Genomic DNA, 17227 nt, shown 5'->3' with positions numbered 1-17227 from the left:
GTATCTGGCGGCGGCGGGACCTCCAGATAAGAGAGCTCTTCATGACACACAGCATTTACAACGAGGGCACGCATTTCGAGGAGCGGCGGCATACGCATTGGGCGGCCGTCTTCATCGGCGTTCTGTGCGTGCTCCTCGGCATCGTCCTGTTCGCCGGAGGCGTCTGGCTCGCCATGCTCGGGGGCAGCTGGTACTACGCGCTGGCCGGCATCGGCCTCCTGCTCACGGGATGGTTCCTCGCGCGGGGATTGATGTCCGGCGTCTACGTCTACCTCGTGACGTGGGTCGGCACCCTGATCTGGGCGTACTGGGAAGTCGGCACCGATTGGTGGGCGCAGGTTCCCCGCGTCGTGGCTCCGACCGTGATCCTGATCCTTGTTCTTCTGCTGATCCCGGTGCTCCGGCATCGCCGCCGCTGACCCCACCGGGGATCCCGACATTTCCGCATTCGAGGCAAGACACATGAAACATTCCCCCCTCTGGACCGCCCTGTGCGCCTCTGCCGCGATGGGCCTCGCGCTCGGGCCGGTGATGGCGCAGGAGGCCGGCGAGACGGACGGCATTCTCGTCCAGCCCGGCGAGACCGAGAGCGGCACGGCGGCCGAGAGCGAGGCGCCGGGCGCAGGGCTGACCGCGAGCCCGACCGAGGACGACACCGCCGGCGACGAGACGGACGAGGACGAGCCCGCGGCCGAGGCAAGCAGCGAGGCCGCCGAGGAAGACGCGGCGACCGGGGCCGAATCCGGTGATGAGGCGCTCGCGGAAGAAGAGACGGACGAGGCGGCGCCCGCCGCCACCCTCGACGTGGCTCCCGCTGAAGCTCCGGACGACGCCGCGGAGACCGAAGAAGATGCCGGCGAGGACGAAGCTCAGTCCGCCCAAAGCTTCCGGGACCAGCCCCAGGAGCAGCGCGAAGTCGGCACTGACTGGCCGTTCTGGGGCGGCGATACCAACGCCCAACGCTATTCCCCGCTGAACCAGATCACGCGCGAGAACGTGGGCGAGCTGGAGCGCGCTTTCGTATTCAATTCGGGCGACCTGCCCGAGGGCACGGCCGACGGGAAGTACTCCCCGGAGACGACGCCGCTGAAGGTCGGTGACGATCTGCTGATCTGTGGCGCGATGAACGAACTGATCTCCATCAAGGCCGATACCGGCGAGGAGAACTGGCGCTACGATCCGGGCGTGCCGAACGAGGCCATTCCCTACGGCGCCACCTGCCGCGGCGTGTCCCTCTGGACGAATCCGGCCGCCGCCGAGGGGGACACCTGCGCCACCCGCGTCATCGAGGCGACGCTCGATGCCAAGCTCATCGCGGTCGATGTCGAGACCGGCATGCCCTGCGAGGGGTTCGGTGAGAACGGCACCGTCGATCTTTGGCAGGATATCGGCGAGCGCGTCCCCGGCTGGTATGCCGTGACCGCTCCGCCCGCCATCGTGCGCGGCGTCATCGTCACCGGCGCCCAGGTGAAGGACGGTCAGGCCGAGGAAGCTCCTTCGGGCGTGATCCGCGGCTTCGATGCCGAGACCGGTGAACTGGCCTGGGCTTGGGATCTCGGCGCCGAGGAGCAGAACCGCAACGGCCCGCCCGAAGGCGAGGTCTATACCCGCGGCACGCCCAACATGTGGACGACCGCAACGGCCGACGAGGAACTCGGCCTCGTCTACCTGCCGATGGGCAACTCGTCGGTCGACTACTACGGCTCCAACCGCTCCGAGGCGGAGGAAGAGTACTCCACCTCCCTCGTCGCGCTCGACGCCACGACCGGCGAGGTCGCCTGGTCCTTCCAGACGGTCTACAACGATGTCTGGGACTATGACCTCGGCAGCCAGGTCACGCTGGTCGATTTCCCGCAGGACGGCGGCACGGTGCCGGCGGTGATCCTGCCCTCCAAGCAGGGCGACATCTACATCCTCGACCGCGAGACCGGCGAAAGCCTCTTCGACGTGGAAGAGATTACCGGCCTGCCGAAGGGCGACATCGAGCCGGACTACATTTCGGACGTACAGCCGAGTTCGACCTACCACACCCTCCGCCACGATGATCTGACGGCGCGGGACATGTGGGGCTTTTCCCCGATCGACCAGCTCTGGTGCCGGATCCAATTCCACCGCGCCAATTACGACGGGTTCTACACCCCCCCGTCTGCGGACCGGCACTTCATCCAGTTCCCGGGCTATAACGGCGGCTCGGACTGGGGGTCCGTGGCGGTCGATCCCGAGCGCGGGGTAATCATCGCCAACTACAACAACATCCCCAACCACAACCGCCTCATCCCCCGCGAAGAGGCCGAGGAGCGCAACCTCCGTCCGATCTACGAGCAGGATGAGGAGGGCGGCTCCGGCGCCGAAGGCGCAGGCGATCCGCAGATCGGCGCGCCCTACGGGATCGACGTGAATGCGGGCTGGCGCTCTCCGCTGACCCAGATGCCCTGCACCAAGCCCCCCTATGGCGGGATCCGGGCGATCGACCTCGAGACGGGGGAGACCCTCTGGGACGAACCCATCGGAACCGCCCGTCGCAACGGCCCCTGGGGCATCCCGTCCTTCCTGCCGCTGAAGATCGGCACCCCCAACAACGGTGGCTCGGTCGTCACCGAAAGCGGCCTGATCTTCATCGGCGCGGCCACCGACAACCTCTTCCGCGCGATCGATATCGAGACGGGAGAGACGCTCTGGCAGGATGTGCTGCCGGCGGGCGGTCAGGCCAACCCGATCACCTACGAGGTGGACGGACGGCAATACGTGATGATCATGGCGGGTGGGCACCACTTCATGGAGACGGGCGTGAGCGACGCCTTCATCGCCTACGCCCTGCCTGAGTAAGCGCCCACTCCGGGCCACGGCAGACCCAATGAGAGCAGCCGCCGGGACCCCCGGCGGCTGTTTTCGTGTGCAGCCCTCTACCGAGGCACGCTCCCGAAGGCTTGCCCCCTAGAGCGGCCCGCCGCGATGCGCCGCGTAAAGCGCAGCCACGGCACATGAGGCGAGGCGCGCCTTGTCGTCATCCGCGCGGCTGGTGAGGATCACCGGGCACGACGCGCCGATCACGATGCCGCCCGCCTCCGCATGCGCCACGAAGGTCAGTTCCTTCGCCAGCATGTTTCCCGCCTCCATGTTCGGCACGACGAGGATATCCGCGTGTCCCGCGACGAGGCTCTTGATGCCCTTGGTCTTCGCCGCCGCCTCATCGATGGCGTTGTCCATCGCCAGCGGCCCGTCCACCAGCGCCCCCTCGATCTGACCCCGGTCCGCCATCTTCGACAGCGCCGCCGCGTCGATCGTTGAGGGGATCTTCGGATTCACCGTCTCCAGCGCGGACAGGATGCCGACCTTGGGGATCTCGATCCCGAGCGCGTGGGCGAGATCGACGGCATTGCGGGTGATGTCGAGCTTGGTTTCGAGGTCCGGCGTGATGTTGATCGCGGCATCGGTGATGAACATCAGGCGATCCCGCCCCGGCACGTCCATCACGAAGACATGGGAGAGCCGGCGGGACGTCCGGAGATTGCCGAGGACCGCCTTCAGCACGTCCGTCGTGTGCAGCTTGCCCTTCATCACGGCCTTCGCCCTGCCGTCCGCGGCGAGGCGCGTGGCAGCGCGAGCGGCGGCGGCGTGGTCCGGCTCGTGGATCAGCTCGAAGCCGCCGATATCCCTTCCGATCTCGGCCGCCGCCGCGGCAATCTTCGCCGCGTCCCCGATCAGGATCGGCGTAATCAGCGTATGGTCGGCGCCGAGAAGCGCACCGCCGAGGCTCGCCGCCCCTTCGGGTGCGATCACGGCCGTCGGGATCGGTGGAAGCGGCGCGGCACGGTCGAGGAGCGCGTCGAAGAGGGCATGGCGGCGGACCGTGAGCCCCGGCACGTCGGCGGCGCGGAATCGGGCCGGGTGCTCGGGCGCCGTCACTTCCGCCTCCCCTTCCGCGATTCCAGTGCCGTCCGCCTTCGTCACCCATGTCTCGAACCGCGCCATCCGGCCGGCGCCCTTCTCCACGAGCCGGACCCGGGCAACGACCTCGTCCCCGGCATGCGCGCGTCCGGTGAAGCGCAGATCCTGCCGGCGATACAGCGTTCCGGGCCCCGGCAGGCTGTTTCCCAGAACGGCCGAAATGAGCGCCCCAATCCACATCGACGGGGCGACCGCCTCCGGCGCGCCGTCACCGTCGCCATCCTCCCGCGGCAAGTGCAGCGGGTTCAGGTTGCCCGAGGAATTGGCGAAGACGTAGAGATCGTCCGCCCGGATCGTCCGGCGGGCCTCGGCTTCCATGCCGATCTCGAGCCTGTCCCAGGGGACGTTCTCGAAGCTGTCCATGCGTGATATCTTTCCTGTCGCTTCATCCGGCGGTGAGCACGGTTTTGATCGCGGCCCGGAAGTCCTCGAGACCGTCCGGTTCCTTTGCGACCACGGGGGCCGAGGCCGTCACGACGGGCGCTCCGCTGCCGGACATCTTCTTCTCCGCCCATGCCTTCACATAGGCCACGTTCCGGCCCCGGAGGAAAGGGTTCGCGCCGATGACCGGCTGCCCCAGCACCGCGACGAGCGCGGCATCGTCGGGCGCGGACAGGACCTGATGCGCGCCGGCCGCGCCGAGGAAGTGACAGAGATAGAGGCGTCCCGCCGTGATGTGATGCCCCCGCGCACGCAGGTAGCTTTCCCCCTCCCGCGCGAGGTTGGTCACCATCTCCCGGCTGATGGTCGGGTCGAACCGCAGGTCCAGAAGCTCCGCGCGGCTGAGGGAGGCGACAAGGTCGGGGCGGTAGGTCTGCATCATGCGGATCCACGTGCTTTCGATGAACTGACCGAGGCCCGTTGCCGTCGACAGCTTGTTCTTCGCGCGGGCATTCCCGGCGCTCTCGACGCGGATGATCTGGTTCACGAGCGCCTCCACCGCGCCCCCGCCTCCGCCGCCGCCAGCAACGGGCCCAGAGGTGCTCAAGGGATCGATCGGCTTGCCCGACAGGTAGAGCTCGAAATGCAGGTGCGGTCCCGTGGACAGACCGGTCGTACCGACATAGCCGACGACATCACCGGCATTCACCGCCTGCCCCGACTGCACGCCGAACCTCGACATGTGCGCGTAGCGGGTCTCGAAGCCGCCCGGATGCGAGATCTTGACGACGTTGCCGTATCCGCCGCCGTCCCCGGCGTAGGACACCGTGCCCGCGAAGGCGGCATGGATCGGGGTGCCGGTGGGCGCGGCCCAGTCGACGCCGTTATGAACGCGGACGGTACCGAGGACGGGATGCGTGCGCGGCCCGAACCGGGAGGTCAGGACCCCTTTCACAGGCGTCACCATCCCGCCGCCCGCACTCCCGCCGCCCGCACGGGGCACGGCGTCGTAGCAGGAATACTCCTGCCCCGGAGCGGTACGATAGACGAAGCACTCCACGTCCACATCCTCGCCCCGGATCGCGATGTGGAGGATCTGGCCCGCCCCGGTATCCTCCTCCAGCCGCTCGGGAGAATAGAGGATCGACATGCGGTCGCCCGGATTGGCGAAGGCATCGAGGTCATGGGACTTGGACAGAAGCGCGATGGCCTCCCCGACGAGGACCGCGGGCACGCGGTTGCGGATCGCCGTGGAGTAGAACGCGTCCAGCATCCGGTACTTCTGCTCCAGTGAGCCCTCCGCCTCCTGCCCCTCGGCGTAGTCGAAAAGCTCGTCGTCCACCCACGGATCCGAGCCCTCCACGATCCCGCCGTCACCGGCGCGGGCGAGTGTGCCGAAATAGGTTTCCTCGTCGTAGAGCGAGAGCTGCGCGAATCCGAGACCGCCGCCCTCTCCGGGCACGCCGCGCAGCGCCACCACCTGCCCGCTCGCCAGCTCCTCGACACCCCAGAGCGCCTGCGCCGCCTCCGACACGGCCGCCGCCTCCGCCTCGGCGAAGCCCCGGTCCTCCATCAGCTCCGCGAGACCGCGCGGCGCGGAGATCCGGACGAAGATATCCTCGCTCAGCGCCTGCCTCTCCGCCTCGTCCCTGACGAACGCGACGGACGTGGTGTTCTCGATCCGGGTCTCGGTAAATTCGGTGATCTCCCGACCGGCATCGTCGATACTCTCGCCCCAGCCTCCGCCTTCGTCGAAGTCCGTCTCCTCGGCGGAGAGGGGGGATCCCGGCGCTTCAGCGGCATTCTGCGCGGCGGCCTGAACGGCTGCGCCTTCGTCGAGCTCGGGGCGGATCGGATCGCCGCCGGGCGGGCTGAAGCGTTGGGACTGAAAGAATGCGAAGTCTTCTTGGCTGGAGGGCAACGTGGTGATGAAGCTCTCTTCCTGGCTCACCATCACGTCGCTCACCATGACGAGCGCGGCGCCGACGCGGGCGGCGTCCAGCTCCTGCGGCACGGGCAGGTTCCGGGTCGCCGAGCTGCCGCCATCCTCGGCGAGACGGATCAGCATCGGATCGCCGGCAAGATCGATGAAGGCGGCGGCAAAGGCGGCGGAGGTCTGCGCCACCTCTTGCTCCAGCGCGACGAGATCGACGTCCAGCTCGTCCTCCTCCACGTGGACGTCCGTCGACCCGAAACTCCACTGATCCCAGGTCAGCGCCAGTCCTCCGCCGACGACGCCAAGCGCGAGGAGCGGGACGCCCACGGGAAGGACCAGCCGGCCGAGGCCGCGGCGGCGCTTGCGGACCTTCGCGCGCTTGCGGTGCTCCCGAAACCGTGGATCGACCTCATCCATCACGTCCGGGCCACCCCCCGGTCGCTTCGCGGTGGCCCGCCGCGGACGCGGTCATGGCCTGTCCGGCCCGGACGGCGCCGGCCCGGATGTCCCGAGGCCGGTGAGGGTCGCTGCGATCTGCGCCGTCCGCTCATGGGACCTTAGCGGAAAACGCCGGTGTTCATCCGCTTGATGACCTTGCGCTGGGTCTGGCCCTGGCTGTTCGTCGTCGTCGTCGTGCGCTTGATGACCTTCTTGGTGCCCGTGGTGCTGCGGGCGGGGGCGGACGTCCGCACGACCGGTTCAGGGGCGGCCTTGCGCACGACGGCGCTGCGCTTCGGAGCGGCGGCGGCGACCTGTGTGGTCTTGGGTGCGACGACGCCGGTGCAGAGAACCTCGGACTCAGATCGCAAGATATGCAGAAGCGCGTTCGTCGGCTTCAGCTCGTCCACCGCGGTCTTGCGGGCGATGTAATAGCGGGTGAGCGCGAGGGCGGAGAGGCGGCCGAACGCCCCGTCCACCGCCGCGCGGTAGCACCCGAGGCGGGCGAGCTCGGTCTGCACGGCGGCGGCCAGCTCACGGCCGCCGAGTTCCTGCGCGGGCAGGTCGATGCCGGCCGTCTCCGGGTCCACCTCCTCGCCGCGGATCGAGGCGTTGGGAGCGAAGATCGGATCCAGGGAGCGGCTGGGACCGAGGGCCGCGAGAACCAGGGCATTGTTGTCGAGGATGCCGGACGCGGTGCCGCGGGCTGCTGGATCCTCGGGCAGGACCGAGGCGAGGGCGTCGCCGGAGGCGGCAAGCGAATTGGCACTGCCAGCGGTCCCGGCGGCGCCATCGGCCCCGGCACTCGCGATCTCGTCGGATCCGGCGCGCGCGGCGGCGGATGCGCCGGCGCTGGCGATCTGGTCCGATTTGGCCTGCGAGGCGGATGCGGCGGCGGCCATGCGGGCCCGCTCCGCCTTGCCGCCCAGAACGGTCATCCCACCGCCGGGTGCGAGGGAGGCGAAATCGGTGGAGGCACTTGCGGATTCAGTGGCAGTCGCCGGCGCGTCCGTGACGTCGAGTATCGCGAAGCCCGGCTCGGGCGCCGGCGCGTCGGGATCGTCGATGAAGAAGCCGGGCTCGGCGGAGGCGAACTGGATCTGGGGCTCTTCCACCTCTTCCACGTCCACGATCTCGATCCCCACGTTCACCCCCGTCGCGCCGAGCGCGGCCAGAAGGCGTCGCGCGGTGTCGGGGTCGAGCAGGGCGATCATCTCGATGTCGGCATCGGTCAGCTCCGGCACCGTTTCCTGCACCGGCTGGAAATAGAACTGCGCCCGCAAGCTGGACTGGTCCCAGGGTGTCTGACGCCCGAAGGTCGCCTCCTCGACGTCGTTGCGGACCTGGATCATCATGTCGGAGATCGAGATCCCCGGCGTCGAGACGTGTTTCAGCAGCGAATCGGTGAAGGGAGAGTTCTCCCCCGTTCCGTCCGAGGTGACGTTGTTGGGCTGCGTGGCGTAGGCGACGAAGGTGCCGGAGCCCGTGGTGAGCTTGGCGAGACCGTCCCCCGACGTCGCGCGCTGGCCCTCCGGCAGCGGATTGTTCCGGCAGGCATCGAGGAAAACCAGCGTCTGGCGATTCCGCGATTCGAGCTTCTCGATGATGGTGTCGAGGCGCCACGTCTCGGTCTTGATCGCATCGGCGGAGGTGAGGGCCGCGTCGGACGGCACGAGGTAGTTCACGCCGTCCATCTGGAAGGCATGACCGGAGAAGAAGAAGAGCGTGCTTTCGGCGGTCTCGGCCTCGGCGGCGAAGGCATCGAGCTTTTCCATGAAATCCGCCGCGCCGGTATCGGTCAGCAAAGTCACCTCGAAATCGAGCTGGCGCAGCGCGTCGGCCATGTCGACGGCATCGTTGGTGGCATTGTTCAGGGAATAGACGTGCTCGTACTCGGAGTTGCCGACGATGAGCGCCATGCGCTTGGCGTCCGCGGTCGTCGCCGCGCCTGCGGCGAGAAAGACGAGGGGTGCGGCCCGCAAGGCACGGGTCCCGAAGCGGCGTCCGAAATGGGTCAAGGCTATGGGCATGGGTTGAGGCCCCCAAAAGAGATGGTCTTCAATATGTCGTCAGGTTACCGCAACGTCGCCCATCGGGATAGTCCCTCTCCAACATGGCGCTCGGTCCTTGCCAAAATGTGAACGCAAGCCGCCCCATCCATGCGGAACCTTTTCGTCAGTCGAGCCCCCGCTGCGTGAGGAAGAGCGTCCAGCGCTCCGTGGCCTGGGTGTCCACCTCGAAGAAGGGCGCCTCACGATGGCCGCGGGACCAGCACTCGGCGATCCCTGTGATCTCGAACCGAGCCTCGCCGAGGCACATCGGCGTCGTCCCGGCGAGGATCGGCTGTCCGAAAACATCTGCCGCATAGACGTAGATATAGCGGTTGCGCAGTTCGTCCTTGATCACGTTGGCGCACTGGTTCGTCCCGATGGTCCACCAGCCCTCGGTCTCGAAGTCCGGCCCGGCGGACTGGCCGATGGCCACGTTCACCACGTCGAAGGACTGGTTGCAGATGGCGAACTGCGCCTCGGCGCGAGCGCCCGGCATCACGAGTATTGCCGCGACGGCAGCGAATGCTATTTTGAACGGCATAAAATTCATCGCATTTCAGCCTCGGGCGAGCGCGGCGGCGTCATCATCCAGTCGCACCGGGACCGCCCCCGCACCCTTTTCTGCCCCGGATTCGAACCCGAGTGAATGGAGAAAGTCATGAGATATTTGCTGGCCGGCCTCGCCCTCGCCGGATTGTCCGCCAATGCCGCAGTGGCGCAGATCGCCGCCGAACGGGTCGAAACCAGATCCGCCGGCTTGAACGAAACCCCGAGGGACGAGCCCGTGGCCCGCGCCGGCGAAGAGCGCGAGACCGATGAGGAGCGTGAGCCCGCCGTTCGCGTGATGCGCATCTCGCGCACGACCGAAGCGGTCCGCGACCGCAGCGGCGTCGTCATCCGTCCCCTCAGCTGGTCCACCGGCGTCTTCCGCTGAACCGCCCGGCCCGGGCGAGACCGGCTCCGTCCCCACGCCAAGGCTTTGACGCTGGGGCGACTCATGCTAGCACTTTACCCGTGGACGAATTATTCTTCTGTGGGGCAATAGACACATGCTGAGAACTCTTTGTGCAGCGGCGCTCAGCGCCGTCACGGCCTTTGGCCTTGCCGGCACCGCAACGGCGCAGGCCGGCGGCAATTTCGGTCTCGAACTGAACAATGCGCAAGCGATCGACGGCGGGTGCCGCCTGACCTACGTCGCGACGAACAACACCGGCTCTGACCTGTCGACCACCTCCTACGAGGTTGCCGTCTTCGATCAGGAAGGCGGCGTGACGCAGCTTCTCGTCCTCGAATTCGGGGAACTTCCCGCCGGGAAGACCAAGGTCGTTCGCTTCGATCTCGCCGATCAGCCCTGCGAGAACATCTCCCGCCTCCTGGTGAACAACGTGGCCGAGTGCACAGCCGTCGAAGGCGACGCGCCCGACTGCATGGAGGCTCTCGTGACCTCCAGCCGCTCCGACATCCAGTTCGGCATCTGAACCCAGGCTCTCGGGCGACGGGGGCACGGCGCCTCCATCGCCCGGTCCGCAGCCTGACGCCCCGCCACTGACCGGCGCCGCCACCGCGGCCGGCGCGCGGGGCGACGAAGGGATCCCGCCCCGCCATGTCGTCCGTCCTCCCGCAGCTCAACTCCTACGCAATCGTCGTGATGGCCCTCCTTGCGGCGATCTCCGTCGTCGCGCTGACGGTCACGCTCTACAAGATCGTCCAGTTCGTCCGTCTCGGCGTGGGGCGCCGCAAGCGGGCACAGCAGATCGTCGAGCGCTGGCTGTCGGGGGATGGCGAGGGAGCACTCGACCTCGCCGGCAAGCGTGACAGTGCCGGCGTGCGGGTCCTCTTCGCGGTGCTCTCCGGTCTCCGGGCCCAGCCCAATGACAAGGTCTACGCGCGGGAGCTGGCGACGCAGACCGCCCTTGACGAGCTCGCCCTCATGGCCCGCCGCATGCCGGCCATCGACGCCACGGTCCAGGCCGCGCCGATGCTGGGCCTTCTCGGCACCGTCGTCGGCATGATCGAGGCCTTCGGGCGGCTCAGCCAGGCCGCAGGCGCCGTCGATCCCTCCGTCCTCGCCGGCGGCATCTGGACCGCGCTCATCACCACCGCAATCGGCCTTGCCATCGCGATCTTCTTCTACTTCGTCTCGATCTGGCTCGAAGGGCGCATCGGACGGGAGCGGGAGGCGCTGGAGCGCATGATCTCCACGATGCTGAACGGGCGGGTCGAGACGCGCCCCGGCACCCGGTTCTGAGACGATGGCCGCCGGGCCGTCGTCCGTCCCCGTCAGCATCCCGGACCCGCGCGGCGGGCCGAAGAGAAGCTTCGCGCTGACCCCGCTGGCGGACGTCATGTTCCAGCTTCTGATCTTCTTCATGCTGTCCACCTCGCTGGCCCCCTACGCCCTTCTGCCCCTCGGAGGCGCACGGGCGACCCCGGCGGAGCAGGCCGCGGCGGACCAGAACGCTCCCCCCTCCGCCAGCGAGACAGGCCCTGCGATCTGGACCATCGGCGAGGGCAACGTGCGGATCGGGCGGGACGTGGTGCTCCATGACATGCTGCCCCTGCGCGTCGCCCAGCTGCAGGCGGCAGGGGCGGAGGACCTGATCCTCTTCACCGATGCCCGCGCGACGACGCAGGACGTCGTGACCGTGCTCGAAACCGTGCGCGCCGCCGGCCTCACCCGCATCCGGCTGATCGGCCGGCCCTCGCGGGGCTGAGGTGATGCAGGGTTCCCGCCTCTCCCCGCCGCGCCGCAGGACACCGCCGGAGTTCGGCCTCGCGCAGGTGAACATCGTGCTGCTTCTCGTGCTGTTCTTCCTCGTCGTGGGAACGATCGTGGAAACCGACGAGATGGTCGTGCAGCTTCCCGAGACGCAGGAACTCCCGCTCGACCGCCTGCCCCGCCCCCTCCTGCTGCTCAGGGACGACGGGAGCTGGGTGCTCGACGGTGACGAGGTCGGCGTGCCGGGTCTTCTGGCCGCACTCGAGCCGCTGGAGCCCGACACCGCGCTCAACATCCTCGCCGGCCGGGATTTGCCGGCGGACCTTCTGCTCGAGACCGTGGACGCGCTCGCCCCCTCCGGTCGGCCGCTCCGCCTCGTGACGCTGAAATCGGGCGTCGAGGTGGTGGAGTGAGCGGCGGGATCGACCTTCGTGCAGACGGCAGCGACCGCGCGCTCTGGGCCGGGGCGGCACTGGTCGCCGTGGCGATCCATGCGGGCCTGCTGATCCAGATCGCCCCGAGGATGCCCGAGCGGGAGGACATGACGCCGGAGGCCGACCTCGTCATCGAGATGATGGACCTGTCTGGCGGTGCCGTGACCACGGCGGCGCCCGCCTCCGAGGCGGTCGCGGCCCCCGAACGCGCCAGCCTCGCCTCCGCCGAGACCGAGCGGGCCGCCGCAGCGGAGAGCGTGGCCGCGGCGGAGGCCCGGACGGAGCGCCTGGCAGAGGCGGAGGGCGGGACGAGAATGGCCGCGCTCGACCCCGACCGTGCCGAGGAAGCCCGGCGCGATACCTCCCTCACCCCGGACGTCGAGGGGGAACGTGCCGAAGCGAGCGAAGGAGATGGCCGGCTGGAAGAGACGACCGATGCGGGCGCCGCCCAGAGGGCAGAGATCGAGAACGCGGAGGCCGCGGAGGCGGAGCGGCTCGCGGCCTTGCCGGACGATCCGAACCAGGGCCTCGCGGCCACCGGGGGAGAGACGGTGGAGGGGACCATCGCCGAGCGCATGGCGGGGCAGGACGCGGCAGACACAGCGGCGCAGGCCGAGGCCGACCGTCCGGACACGGCGCCCGACGAGCTGGCGAGCCTCACCGCGCCGGAGACGGCCCCGACCACCGACCCCGCCCGCCTAGCTGTCCGCACCGAGGAGCAGGCGCTGGCCGGAACCGGGGCGGATGCCCTGCGCGAGACGGAGGCGGAGCGGCTGAGCGGGACACCCCTGCCCTCGGCGTCTCCTGCCGTCCCCGAAGCGGTTCCTCTTCGGTCGAGTGCCGCCCCCGCGCCCCGGATCGCCGCCTTGCCGGACGCACCGGCGTCTCCCCCCGCGACCCGGCCGTCCACGGGCCTGACCGTGGCCACCGAGCGGGCGGGCGCAACGGCGGGCGAACCTGCGCGCCTCGCGGCCCTCCCGGACGAGCCCGCAACCAGCGCTCCCGCATCGCCCGGCCCGACGCGCCTCGGCGCCCTTCCCGATCGAACCGCGCCAGCGCCGTCCGGATCCGGAGCGACGGCCCCGGCGCCCACCTCGACCGCCCCTGCCCGCCTCGCAGCCTCCTCGGAAGGCGCCCCGCGCAGCCCCGGCAGCTCCACCTCCGCCAGCAGCGCGACCGTTTCACCCGTCGTGAGCGGCGCTCGCGTCACGGCCACGCCGGAGGGCGCCGCGCCGACGCGCCTCGCTCATGGTTCGAGCGCAGCGGCACCCTCCGGCGATGGCCCCCGGCGGCTGGCCGCCCTGCCCGAGACCCCATCCGCCGCACCGGCGACGACCAGCTCCGGCAGCGGCGCATCGCGCCTCTCTGCCCTGCCGGAGCCCGAGCCGGGGGACGAGGGCGAGGCGCCGGCGGGCACCCTCGCCGCCCCCGCGCCCAATGACGGCGTGATCGACGAGAGCGAGCGGGTCCGCTACGCCGCGATGCTGACCTATCTGAGGGAGTTCGAGGCCCCCTCGACCTGCTTCGCCGCGCTGCCCGTCCTCGGGGAAGAGACCGGCACGCTGACGCTCGATGCGTTCGGCGAGACGGATGCGGGGCTGGACAGCTTCCGGACGGGGCTCGAGGCGGCCGCCGGGATCGCGCCCGGAACGTTCCTGCGCCGGGTGACGGACAGCCAGTGCGCCGCCCTGCGCTTCGTCACCCATGTCGGTCGCTATCCCGAATTCGGCGTCTACATCGACATCGCGGAACGCAACATCGTCTCGGGGGACCAGCTCGAAGCGGCGATCCGGAATACCGGCGGGCGGAACGTGCACCTCTTGCTGATCGACGACGAGGGAATGGTGCAGGTGCTGGACGATTACGTCAGCTCGCGCCTCGGCCAGCACGAAATCGCCATCGGCATGAACCTGACGGGGGGAGACGTGGAGACCGAACAGCTTCTCATGGCGCTGACCTCCCCGGGCCCCCTGGAAACCGTCCGGTCCCTGAACGGCGCGAACGCCCCACGCTTCTTCGGCCGACTGGAGCAGGAGATGAACCAGAAGGCGCTCGATCTGGACGCGGCGCTCGTCGGCTTCACGGTACGCCTGCCGGACTGAGAGGGGCGCCCGGCAGTAGGCACGCCGCGCCGAAGCACGCCCCCGGTGCGACCCAAGCCGGGCGAGCCCCGCACTGCCCGCGCGGGGCCGTGCCCTTCTGCCGGACGCGGCCCGCTCTTCAAAGGGCGTTACTCCAGATCGAACCTGAAGTACCCGGGCGCGACGGAGGCGGTCTCGCCCTTGCGATCGAGTTCCTCCTGCAGCAGCCGCATCAGGATGCTGGCGGAGGTGCCGGAGGGGGCCGACGCGGTCGTCGCAAGCTCGGTCGGGGTGGCGATGGCGACGATGAGCTGCGGCACGATCCCGTCGTCGCTGGTCAGGGAGTTCGGCCTGAGCGCGATGGCGAAGGTCGAGGTGCCGTCCGGCTGGTCCCGGAGGCGGGAAGTCAGATCGTAGGTGCCGCCCTGTGCGTCCACCAGCATCAGGTAGAGCGGGCGGCCGTTGATCTGGTCGATGCGCCCGCGGATCGCCTCGCCGGAGGTCAGCACATCCTTGTCCAGCGTGAGCGTGGGGGAGACCTCGGAGCCGCCAGTATTGTCCTTCATGAACCCGACGACGGAGCACTGGCTGTCGTTCACCTGCCGAACGCCGATATCCGGCTCGAAGCCGTACTCGGTCTCGAAATCGGTCAGAAGGCGAACGAAGGGCGCGGCGGTGGTGCCGTAGGCCTCGATATCGAAGCTGTCCGTCGTGGCGGAGCGCACGGTTGCGAAGGAGCAGGAGGGCAGTTCGTACTCCGCCACCCATTCCATCTGACTGGCGACGCGGGCGATCGGGGAGAGGGGCTCGGCGGGCTCCATCTCGGCCTCGGGGGCGGGTTCTGGCTCGGGGGCCGCCTCCATCTCCGCATCCGGCTCGGGCTGGGTTTCGGGCTCGAGTGTAGCGACCTCGTCCGGCCCTTCCGCAGCGGTGGGGCTCTCCTCCGGGGGGGTCTCCGGCTCGGGATCGAGTGCGGCCAGTTCCGGCGCATCCTGCGCGTCCGCCTGCGCGTCCGGCGGCGCATCGGCCGTGCTCTCCCCCGACGCGACGAGCTCCTCGGGAAGCTCGGCCGTGCCGAAGACGCCGGCGAAATACGCGCCGGCGCCGCCGCCGATCAGGATGAGCGCGACGAGGCCGCCGATGAGGGCGCCCTTGCTGCCGGACTTGTCCGGCGCGCCCGCCTGCGGCGGCGCGGTCTGCTGGGCCGCGGGGGGCGGCGCGGTACTGGCGCCGAAGGGGCTGTCGCTCTCGCTCGGCGCGCCCTCGGGCGGAACGGATCCGGGCGGGATCGAGTGCGGCGGCTGCGAGTGCTCTGGCGTCCGCGATTGCGGCGGGGCGGTGAAGCCGAAGGCCGGGGGCTGGCTGAGATCCGACTGGCTCGCGAAGGGCGCCGCGATCACGGTGCGCTCGGGAGCGGCGTGAGCGGCGGGCGCCTCCCCCGCTGCCAACGCGGGCGCGCTGGCGGCGAGCTTGTCCGGGTGATCGAGATAGTCGAGCACCTGCGCCATGCTCTCTGGGCGGTCGTCGGGCGTCGGCTGGAGCATCCGCTCCACGAGCGGCCGCAGCTCGGGATAGACATGCGACAGATCCGGCACCGCGAGGCGCTTCTCGACCGCATCGGCCGGGCTGTCGCCCATGTCGAGCGGGCGTCCGGCGCAGGCCCCCGCGATGACGAGACCGAGGGAATAGATGTCCGACCGGCCCGTCACCACACCCTTGAACCGGCCGAGTTGCTCGGGGGACACGTAGCCGTACTTGCCCGCGAACTGCCCGCCGAGAAGCGTTCCGCCGCCGAAATTCTCCGACTTCGCGATGCCGAAATCGATCAGCTTGGCATGGGTGACCGTGCCGTCCTGAATGATGATGTTGTCCGGGCTCAGATCGCGGTGGACGACGCCGAGGTCGTGCGCCTTCTGCAGGCCTCCCGTAAGCCGGCGGAGCATCACGACGACGTCCTGAAGCGGGATCGGGCCGTTCTCCATGTAGTCGCCGAGGGAGTGGCCCTCGACGAACTCCATCACGAGGCAGGCCCGCTGGATGCCGGGATCGACGGTGAAAAGCTGATACCGGACGATCGCGTCGTGGTGCAGCCGGCCGAGGACCGTCGCTTCCTTCTGGAAGAGCGACAGGATCTTCTCGTCATGCGCGAGCGCAGCCAGGACGATCTTGATCGCGACCGGCTCGCCGGTGTGGATGTTCACGCCGCGATACACCTCGCCCATCCCGCCGGTGGCGATGTGCTCGGTGATCTCGAAGGTGCCCATGATCTTCGTGCCGATCTCGACACCTGCCGCGGCGGAGGTGCGCTCGGTCCCGCCGGAGCTGACTTGCCGGGGTCTGCCCTCCGAGGCGGGCGGTGTGCTCATCGGAGGCCGGCTGCCGCCGCCCTCGGGGGGAACACCGCTCTCGTCGTCGCTGCCCGCTGTCATCGGGTCAGGCTCCTTCCTCGGGCATATCGAACATGTTGCCTACGGGGGTCACTTCGGTCTTGTCGAAGGCCCTGATCACCAGAACGGTCGTATTGTCGGTCGCGCCGCGCTGCATCGTCAGATCGAGCAGCATCTCGCATGCCGTTTGAGGCTGATTTTTCCGGGCAATGTCAAGGATCTCGGAGTCCCCGACATGAGCGGTGAGACCATCGGAGCAGAGGACGAAGGTGTCCCGGTTTCGGAGCGTGCCGTATCTGTGATCGAGGTTCACCTCGGCGCCGACGCCGATGGCTCGGGTGATGACGTTCTTCCGGGGCCAGTTCTCAGCTTCCGCGGCGGTGATGGCGCCGCGGTCGAGAAGCTCGTTGGCTTCGGTGTGGTCGCGGCTGAGCTGGGCGAGCTGCCCTTCGCGAATCTGGTAGATGCGGCTGTCCCCGGACCAGACGCAGGCGAAGTGCTGCTCGTAGGCGAGCAGGGCCACGACCGTGGAGCCGATGGTGGCGCCCTTCTCCTCCGCGCGGTGCACGATCTGCTCGTTGGCGCGTGCGATCCGCTCGACGAAGCGCGCCTGCAGGTCCGGCGCCGAGGTCGGCCGGCCGACCGAGCTCAGGTGATCCACGATGGCGCCGGACGCGAATTCGCCGCCCTCGTGCCCGCCCATGCCGTCCGCCACCAGCCAGAGGCCGCTCGCGGGCTCTGCCAGGAACCGGTCCTCGTTGTGATCACGGGCGAGTCCGGTATGGCTCACCGCCCCCGTCTCGAACCTGAATGTCTTACCGATCATGAATTTGGTCCGAAAAAATCCCGCGA

The 17227-nt window shown here is 69.2% G+C and carries 14 protein-coding genes; 8 read left to right on the top strand and 6 right to left on the bottom strand.

The window, feature by feature from the left end; translation table 11 throughout:
• Window positions 1-41: 41 nt before the first annotated feature.
• A complete protein-coding gene (locus tag DQG15_RS16765) occupies window positions 42-419 on the top strand; it encodes a glucose dehydrogenase (protein WP_232830905.1) in 378 nt (125 codons plus the stop codon).
• Between the two features lie 43 nt (window positions 420-462).
• A complete protein-coding gene (locus DQG15_RS16760) occupies window positions 463-2826 on the top strand; it encodes a pyrroloquinoline quinone-dependent dehydrogenase (protein WP_232830904.1) in 2364 nt (787 codons plus the stop codon).
• Between the two features lie 108 nt (window positions 2827-2934).
• Here DQG15_RS16760 and DQG15_RS16755 read toward each other — a convergent pair whose 3' ends face one another.
• From DQG15_RS16755 to DQG15_RS16740, 4 genes are all read right to left on the bottom strand, one after another.
• Window positions 2935-4311 carry a bifunctional enoyl-CoA hydratase/phosphate acetyltransferase gene (locus tag DQG15_RS16755; protein ID WP_116087327.1) on the bottom strand — a complete coding sequence of 459 codons (1377 nt, stop codon included), beginning with the start codon at window positions 4309-4311 and terminating at the stop codon, window positions 2935-2937.
• Between the two features lie 22 nt (window positions 4312-4333).
• Window positions 4334-6682 carry a peptidoglycan DD-metalloendopeptidase family protein gene (locus DQG15_RS16750; protein WP_116087325.1) on the bottom strand — a complete coding sequence of 783 codons (2349 nt, stop codon included), beginning with the start codon at window positions 6680-6682 and terminating at the stop codon, window positions 4334-4336.
• A gap of 140 nt (window positions 6683-6822) precedes the next feature.
• Complete coding sequence (locus tag DQG15_RS16745) at window positions 6823-8733, bottom strand: caspase family protein (protein ID WP_116087323.1); 1911 nt, start codon at window positions 8731-8733, stop codon at window positions 6823-6825.
• Between the two features lie 145 nt (window positions 8734-8878).
• Window positions 8879-9304 (bottom strand): DUF1036 domain-containing protein, encoded by a 426-nt coding sequence (locus DQG15_RS16740; RefSeq protein WP_232830903.1) that lies wholly within the window; start codon window positions 9302-9304, stop codon window positions 8879-8881.
• Window positions 9305-9412: 108 nt separating this feature from the next.
• Here DQG15_RS16740 and DQG15_RS16735 point away from each other — a divergent pair, with 108 nt between their 5' ends.
• The 6 genes from DQG15_RS16735 to DQG15_RS16710 all read left to right on the top strand — a co-directional run bounded on the left by DQG15_RS16735 (window position 9413) and on the right by DQG15_RS16710 (window position 14009).
• Window positions 9413-9688 (top strand): hypothetical protein, encoded by a 276-nt coding sequence (locus DQG15_RS16735; RefSeq protein ID WP_116087321.1) that lies wholly within the window; start codon window positions 9413-9415, stop codon window positions 9686-9688.
• A 115-nt stretch (window positions 9689-9803) separates the two neighbouring features.
• Complete coding sequence (locus DQG15_RS16730; RefSeq protein ID WP_232830902.1) at window positions 9804-10232, top strand: hypothetical protein; 429 nt, start codon at window positions 9804-9806, stop codon at window positions 10230-10232.
• A gap of 125 nt (window positions 10233-10357) precedes the next feature.
• Window positions 10358-11002: a MotA/TolQ/ExbB proton channel family protein gene (locus DQG15_RS16725; protein WP_116087319.1), complete on the top strand. Its 645-nt coding sequence runs from the start codon at window positions 10358-10360 to the stop codon at window positions 11000-11002.
• A gap of 4 nt (window positions 11003-11006) precedes the next feature.
• Complete coding sequence (locus tag DQG15_RS16720) at window positions 11007-11468, top strand: biopolymer transporter ExbD (protein WP_116087317.1); 462 nt, start codon at window positions 11007-11009, stop codon at window positions 11466-11468.
• A 4-nt stretch (window positions 11469-11472) separates the two neighbouring features.
• Window positions 11473-11886 (top strand): biopolymer transporter ExbD, encoded by a 414-nt coding sequence (locus DQG15_RS16715; protein ID WP_116087315.1) that lies wholly within the window; start codon window positions 11473-11475, stop codon window positions 11884-11886.
• Window positions 11883-14009: a hypothetical protein gene (locus DQG15_RS16710; RefSeq protein ID WP_116087313.1), complete on the top strand. Its 2127-nt coding sequence runs from the start codon at window positions 11883-11885 to the stop codon at window positions 14007-14009. The genes DQG15_RS16715 and DQG15_RS16710 overlap by 4 nt, the downstream gene beginning before the upstream one ends.
• Before the next feature lie 128 nt (window positions 14010-14137).
• Here DQG15_RS16710 and DQG15_RS16705 read toward each other — a convergent pair whose 3' ends face one another.
• Together DQG15_RS16705 and DQG15_RS16700 are read right to left on the bottom strand one after the other, a co-directional pair.
• Window positions 14138-16417 carry a serine/threonine-protein kinase gene (locus DQG15_RS16705; RefSeq protein WP_116087311.1) on the bottom strand — a complete coding sequence of 760 codons (2280 nt, stop codon included), beginning with the start codon at window positions 16415-16417 and terminating at the stop codon, window positions 14138-14140.
• Window positions 16418-16421: 4 nt separating this feature from the next.
• Window positions 16422-17201: a PP2C family serine/threonine-protein phosphatase gene (locus DQG15_RS16700; RefSeq protein WP_116087309.1), complete on the bottom strand. Its 780-nt coding sequence runs from the start codon at window positions 17199-17201 to the stop codon at window positions 16422-16424.
• Window positions 17202-17227 lie beyond the last annotated feature (26 nt).

Source organism: Tropicimonas sp. IMCC34011 (genome assembly GCF_003390865.1).
Taxonomy (GTDB): domain Bacteria; phylum Pseudomonadota; class Alphaproteobacteria; order Rhodobacterales; family Rhodobacteraceae; genus Tropicimonas_B.
This window is presented reverse-complemented; position numbering and strand designations above follow the sequence as displayed.

Excerpts from the sequence above, each read along its gene's own strand:
- DQG15_RS16700 (WP_116087309.1), bottom strand. The coding sequence starts at position 17,201 with ATGATCGGTAAGACATTCAGGTTCGAGACGGGGGCGGTGAGCCATACC.
- DQG15_RS16765 (WP_232830905.1), top strand. The coding sequence starts at position 42 with ATGACACACAGCATTTACAACGAGGGCACGCATTTCGAGGAGCGGCGG.
- DQG15_RS16725 (WP_116087319.1), top strand. The coding sequence starts at position 10,358 with ATGTCGTCCGTCCTCCCGCAGCTCAACTCCTACGCAATCGTCGTGATG.
- DQG15_RS16715 (WP_116087315.1), top strand. The coding sequence starts at position 11,473 with ATGCAGGGTTCCCGCCTCTCCCCGCCGCGCCGCAGGACACCGCCGGAG.
- DQG15_RS16735 (WP_116087321.1), top strand. The coding sequence starts at position 9,413 with ATGAGATATTTGCTGGCCGGCCTCGCCCTCGCCGGATTGTCCGCCAAT.
- DQG15_RS16705 (WP_116087311.1), bottom strand. The coding sequence starts at position 16,417 with ATGACAGCGGGCAGCGACGACGAGAGCGGTGTTCCCCCCGAGGGCGGC.
- DQG15_RS16755 (WP_116087327.1), bottom strand. The coding sequence starts at position 4,311 with ATGGACAGCTTCGAGAACGTCCCCTGGGACAGGCTCGAGATCGGCATG.
- DQG15_RS16730 (WP_232830902.1), top strand. The coding sequence starts at position 9,804 with ATGCTGAGAACTCTTTGTGCAGCGGCGCTCAGCGCCGTCACGGCCTTT.
- DQG15_RS16750 (WP_116087325.1), bottom strand. The coding sequence starts at position 6,682 with ATGGATGAGGTCGATCCACGGTTTCGGGAGCACCGCAAGCGCGCGAAG.
- DQG15_RS16745 (WP_116087323.1), bottom strand. The coding sequence starts at position 8,733 with ATGCCCATAGCCTTGACCCATTTCGGACGCCGCTTCGGGACCCGTGCC.
- DQG15_RS16720 (WP_116087317.1), top strand. The coding sequence starts at position 11,007 with ATGGCCGCCGGGCCGTCGTCCGTCCCCGTCAGCATCCCGGACCCGCGC.
- DQG15_RS16760 (WP_232830904.1), top strand. The coding sequence starts at position 463 with ATGAAACATTCCCCCCTCTGGACCGCCCTGTGCGCCTCTGCCGCGATG.
- DQG15_RS16740 (WP_232830903.1), bottom strand. The coding sequence starts at position 9,304 with ATGAATTTTATGCCGTTCAAAATAGCATTCGCTGCCGTCGCGGCAATA.